2 protein-coding genes are annotated in these 2,393 nt (G+C 68.0%); both read right to left on the reverse strand.

Going from position 1 to position 2,393, the window contains the following annotated elements; all coding sequences use genetic code 11:
• The coding region (padI, locus tag GO606_RS00780; RefSeq protein ID WP_246979255.1) for an NADH-dependent phenylglyoxylate dehydrogenase subunit beta at positions 1–1,304 on the reverse strand (1,304 nt) is incomplete at its 3' end.
• A gap of 24 nt (positions 1,305–1,328) precedes the next feature.
• Positions 1,329–2,393: NADH-dependent phenylglyoxylate dehydrogenase subunit epsilon (padH, locus tag GO606_RS00785; protein ID WP_169120865.1), on the reverse strand; the 1,065-nt coding region annotated here is incomplete at its 5' end.

A 2,393-nucleotide genomic window follows, 5' to 3' on the forward strand; every position in this document is an offset into this window, starting at 1 on the left:
AGGTGGCGGAAGCGTCCCATGGCCTTGAGGTAGTCGGTGACCGGCAGGGGGTCGTCGACGGGGCGGGTGAATCGCAGGCCCTCGCCCGGCGTGAACTCCCACAGCATGACGAAGTTGGTCTCGACGGCTTTGCGCGCGACTTCCATGTTCTGGTTCGACGGGAAGCGCCAGCCGGTCGTGCACGGCGAATACACATGCACGTAGGCGAAACCGGTCTTCGACGCCTCGATCGCGCGGTCGAGCTTCGCGTAGAGATCCTCCATGTACGCGGTCGAGGCGGTCGCGACATACGCGCAGCGATGGTTCACCATCAGGAGCGGCAGGTTCTTCGCGTCCTGCGTCTTGCCCTGCGCGGGCTGCCCCGCGGCGCAGCCGGCGCCGATCGGTGTCGTCGAGGTCCAGGCGCCGTACGGCGTGCAGCTCGAGCGCTGCATGCCGGTGTTCATGTAGCCTTCGTTGTCGACGACCATGAAGAGCATCTGCTCGCCGCGCTCGGCGGCTCCCGACAGCGACTGGAAGCCGACATCGGACGCCCCGCCGTCGCCGGCGATCGCGAGCGCGGTGACATCGCGCCCCATCCGCTTGAACTGGCGCTTGACGCCCGCGAGCATCGCCGCAGTGTTCGTCAGGAGCGGATGGAACACCGGGACTTTCGTGCCGGTCGTGCCGTTGAAGCCGACCGAGCCCATGCCGGGCACGCACCCGGGCGGGGTCGCGAGCACGGTGTCGGGGCCGACGCGGCGCAGCGTGTGGCGCATCAGGAGCTCCGTGTTGCAGCCCTGACAGCCCGCGAGCCCCGGCGCGAAGAGGTCTTCCCAGTCGCCGACTTCGTTGTAGATGTTCGCCGTCGTCACGTAGGTCAGCGCGCCCTTGCTGCACACCGGCACGCACGCAGGCTTGCCATCGCAGGTGTCACACTTCGATACGTGGCCGCTGACTTCGTCGAGCGCGATGCCGCCGTACGCACAGCCGACCGTACACAACAGGCAATCGACGCATTTCGAAGCGTCCCAACCGATCACACCCGACGCGCCGTCCTTGGCCAGGGCGCCTGCCGGACACACGGTGACGCATTTCGGATCGGCGCACTGGCGGCACAGCGCCAGCTCGAACGCTTTTTCAGTGGCGTCCTCAATTGCGTCCCTGATTGCGTCCTGAGTTGCATCCCCCCGGCCGACGATCTGGATGCGCGAACGCGCCCGATCATCGGTGCCGGTCTTGGCCTGCGCGCAGGCCGTCATGCAATCGCCGCAGCCGTCGCACTTGGCGGGGTCGAAGGCGATCGTGCTGTAAGCTCGTCCCATATCTGCTCCTTGGATCGCGCCTGGCTAGCGCCAGGTCTGCGACATCAGTTCACGCCCGACTTTGAGCGGGTCGGCGACCAGGCGCGCCTTGACCGCGGTGAGGTCCATGCGCCGCACGATCAGCTGACACATGATGCCGCCGTCGAAGAATTCATTGACGCCGAAGATGCCGGCGAGCCGCCCGTCGCGGAAGATCGCCTTCAGGTAACGCCCGGTTTTTTCATCGAAGCGGGTCAGGACCTCACTGCCTTCGGGCGCCTCGCTCGAACCGACCGAGATCGCATGCCGGCCGAAGAAGTGGTAGGTGTTGAGCGGCACGCCTCCTGCGTAAGGCTTGATGCCCGCATCGCCCGCCATCGCCATGCCGGCCAGACGCCCCTGCTCGGTGGCCGAAGGCAGGATGGCGTTGACGCGCGGCGTCGGCGAGAAGAAATGCTTCGCCTGCGCGCAGTCGCCCGCCGCCCAGACGTTCGGACGGCTGGTGCGCATCGTGTCGTCGACGAGGATGCCGTGATCGAACGCGACGCCGCTGCCGTTCAGGTACTCGAGGTTCGGCTTGACGCCGGTCGCCACGAGCAGGAGATCGGCTTCGAGGCTCTGGCCGTTGGCGAGCGTCAGGCGTGCGCCGACCGGCGACGGCTCGAGACGCACGACACGGCTGCCGGTGAGGATCCTCGCGCCGTTGTCGGTGAAGGCCTGCTCGATCAGCTGCGCGGCGACTTTGTCGAAGTAGCCCGCGGTGAGCTGGTCGCTCATCTCGACGATCGTGACGCTCGCGCCGGCCTTGACGAGGTTTTCGGCCGCGTGCATGCCGACGAGCCCCGCGCCGAGCACCACCGCCTGGCGCGACTGCGCGATCGCCTCGCGCAGCCCGAGCGCGTCGTCGAGGGTCCGGAGCACGTGGTAGGAGACGGTGTCGATGCCCGGGATCGGCGGGATCGCGGGCGAGGTGCCGGTCGCGAGCAAGAGCTTGTCGTAGGCGAGCCGCGTGCCGTCGGCAAGCGCCGCAGTGTTCGCGTCCGCGTCGAGCGCGGCGAGCGCGACCCCCGGCCGGTAGCGCACCGCGTTGCGCGCGAAGAAGTCGTCGTC

This window comes from Aromatoleum anaerobium, from assembly GCF_012910705.2.
In the GTDB taxonomy this organism is placed as follows: domain Bacteria; phylum Pseudomonadota; class Gammaproteobacteria; order Burkholderiales; family Rhodocyclaceae; genus Aromatoleum; species Aromatoleum anaerobium.